3 protein-coding genes are annotated in these 3254 nt (G+C 66.8%); all 3 read right to left on the bottom strand.

What is annotated here, in order from left to right:
- A partial coding sequence (locus GX414_03395; GenBank protein NLI46129.1) for a hypothetical protein occupies positions 1 to 783 on the bottom strand: 783 nt, incomplete at its 3' end.
- Complete coding sequence (locus GX414_03390) at positions 770 to 1741, bottom strand: ABC transporter ATP-binding protein (protein ID NLI46128.1); 972 nt, start codon at positions 1739 to 1741, stop codon at positions 770 to 772. The genes GX414_03395 and GX414_03390, both read right to left, overlap by 14 nt.
- A 64-nt stretch (positions 1742 to 1805) precedes the next feature.
- On the bottom strand, positions 1806 to 3254 hold a 1449-nt coding region (locus GX414_03385), incomplete at its 5' end, for a hypothetical protein (GenBank protein NLI46127.1).

Here is a 3254-nt window from a genome sequence, read left to right as displayed (position 1 = left end):
GCCGGCCCAGACGGGCGGGATGACGGCGTCTGTCTCGGCGAGGAAGAGGGCGTCCCAGACGATCTTGAGCAGCTCGGCCGGGTTCATGACGACGCCCCACCGCGTGCTCAACATCTCGTTGAACACTTCAGCGATGCCCGCGCTGATCATGAAGAAGCCCAGGATCAGGAACCCGGCCACCGGCCGCCACTTCACCCAGGCGGAGAAGGCCAGTGCCAGCAGCGCCAGCACCAGGATCCAGGCCCAGGAGCCGAACCAGATCGCCACGGCGATCCGGACGTTGGCGAACAGCCAGCCCGCGCCCGCCATGGTGCATTGGAAGATGAAGAGCGCCAGCAGGGGGATCCAGGTCAGAAGCGAGAGGAAGCCCACCAGGACCGTGAGCTTGCCGAGGATGTACTCGGTGCGGGAGAACGGGCGGGCCAGGATCAGCGGCAGCGCGTTGTTGGACATGTCCGGCGCGATGAGCCCCGGCCCCACGATGGCGGTGAGGAACATCCCCAAACCCGTTTGGATTGCCAGAACGTGCAAGAAAAAGTCGGCGTTGATGGGGAGCAGGTCCCGGATGGTCTGACCGATCATCTGGAGGCCCAGAGTGTTGTAATGCAGGTAGACCAGGATGGCGCCCACCGCCGGCGCGGCGAAGCAGAGGATGAAGAACGCGAAGAAGAGTCGCGAGCGGAACAGCCCGGCCATGGCGTAGCGGGTGAGGACCAGGCAGCGGAACCGAGGCGGCGTGAGCGGCCCTTCGTACGGCTGATAGTTGTGTTTATAAACTGCCATGGCCGTTCTCCATCGCTTTCAGGAAGATATCCTGCAGGGAATCGCGCTTATAGTTCAGGCGCCTGATTTGGATGTCCCGTTCCGCGGCCAGCACGTACAGGTCGCGGATTTCCACGCCCTCGGGCAGGACCATCTTGAGACGGTTCCCCGGAGCGGCGGCGCACTCGCAGCCGCGCGCCGACGCCATGGCCAGCAGCGGCGCCGCGTCGCCGACGATTTCCAGTTCCAGGAACTTCCGGTTGGCGCGGCGCTCCGCCTCGAGGTTGCAGACGTGGGCCACTCGGCCGGCCTTCAGGATCAGCACTTCGTCGCAGCAGTCCTCGACATCCTTGAGCAGGTGGGAGGAGAGCACGATGCGGGTCCGGCCGGAATCGCGCACCTCCTGGATGAGCCGGATCATCCGCTGGCGGGCCGGCGGGTCCATGCCGTTGGTGGGCTCGTCGAGGATAAGCAGCTCCGGGCCGTGGACGATCGCCTGGGCCAGCTTGGTGAGCTGGCGCATCCCGAACGAATAGGTTCCGATCTTCCGGTACCGGGCCTCGCCCAACCCCACCCAGGTCAGCGCCTCGTGCGCCCGTTCCAGCGCCTCGGCGCGCGGGAGGCCGGTGATCTCGGCCAGCAGCCGGGTCAGGCGCAGGGCGCTGAACCCGGCGATGAAGCTGTCGTTTTCAGGCATGTAGCCGGTCAGCCGCCGGATCTCCCGGTGCTGGAGACGGATGTCCAGACCCATCACCCGCGCCGCGCCGGCCTGGGCCGGGTGGAAGCCGAGCAGGGTGTGGAGCAGGGTGGTCTTGCCGGCGCCGTTGGGCCCGAGGAGTCCGATGGCGCGGCCCGTCAATGTGCTGGTGAGTTCATTGAGGATGGTCTTGGCGCCGAATCGCACCACCAGGCCGTCCATCTCGATGAGGGGTGAACAGCCCGCAGGGGAGGCAAGGGAAACACAGTCGTCGGCACTCATGCATGCTCCTGAAAACACCGGCGAGGGAGGCGGCCGGAATGGCCGCCTCCCCGCTGGCAGGGATTTAATGCATCAACCGGTCCGGCCACGGTCGCCTGTCGGTCGGAACCTCGCCCGACTGCGGACGGGCTTTCAACAACCGGTCCGGACTGGCGAACTTGGCCCATTCGGCCGGGTTCAGGCTCATCAAACCGGTGCCGGTGAGTACGATGCGGTCGGATTCGCCGTACGCGCAGAAGAGCATGGGCTTGAGTTGCAGGAGAAAGTCGCGCACCTGCTGCAGCTCGTCGGCCGACATGTCGCCCGCGCGTTCCGGCACGATGCCGGCCAGCGAACCGGCCAGTTTCTGCGCGTTGTGATAGGCCACGGCGGAGAACTGGGTGTAGCGATCCGCGGGCAGGGCCGCCTGAAAATCGGCGCTCTGAGACAGAGTGTACCCGTTGATCCGGTTGGCGATGGCCTGGGTGATGAGCGACCGCTCGGGGGCCATGATCAGGTAGCCGTCGTGGAACGTATAGTGCACGGTGACGGTGCTGTCCGATGACGCCACCGTGTAGAAGGTGCCGCCCGACAGCTCGTCGCGCCGAATCGACAAGGTCGCTTTACCTTCCGCTGCCAGCTTGCCGTTGATCGCCTCGATCAGGCGCTCCAGTGAACCCTGGAAGCGGACGGGGTCGTCCACCAGCAGCACCAGCTTCCAGGCCGGATTCGGCAAGACCGGCCCGTCCACGGCCAGGAGAAACTCGCCGCCCAGGGGCGCGGCCAGGTCATCGCGGAGGCTCAGACCCGTTTCGTCCTCGAATTTCAGAACCTTCTCCAGTTCCTCCGGCTGGACGGTGGCGAGGATATCGAACAGCTCGTCCACAATCGCCCGGGGCTCCTTGGCCAGGACGCAGGCGGCAGCGTAGGCGTCGGGCGACACGAAGTCCAGCGTGCCCATGGCGCCCGGCTCGCCGAGCCAGGAGGGAATGCCCCGGCGCTCCCCGGCAAAGCTGACGGCGAGACGTAACTGGGGCTGGTCCGAAATGGTCTTCTGTTCCACCACGAGGTAGCGGACATCCTGGAATCCGAGCAACTCGTGCGTCGCCGGATCCGCCGTCGTATCCTCCAGCCTCAGGCTCGCCAGGTCGGCGGCGAGCAGCCACGCGGCGCCGTCGGCATACGACTGGGCGATCTGGGCGCCGAAGGCGGATTGGAGGAATGAGCCCGTGCCGGCGGCCGCGGCGGCGGCGCACTGGCGCAGGGTTTCGGGCGCGCTGCTCACGAACAGATGATCGGCGGTGACCAGGACGTAGAGGGCCTCGACGCCGGCGGCGGGCAGCCGGGCCGGATCGTCAACCAGGATCACCGGCACCTCGCGCCCCGTCTGGCTGTTCAGGCGGCTGATCTCGTCCGCCAGCATGTCGCGCAGGCTCGCGGCGTCCTTCACCTCGGCAAGCAGCACGATGCCGGGATGCTCATCCTCGAGGTCCCACGCGCCCACCACCACCTCGTCGCCCAGGTGGGCGCCGAG

The sequence above is a fragment of the Acidobacteriota bacterium genome (assembly GCA_012517875.1).
Classification (GTDB): Bacteria; Acidobacteriota; JAAYUB01; order JAAYUB01; family JAAYUB01; genus JAAYUB01.
Note: the sequence above shows the minus strand (reverse complement) of the source record. Positions and strands in the feature narration are given on the sequence as shown.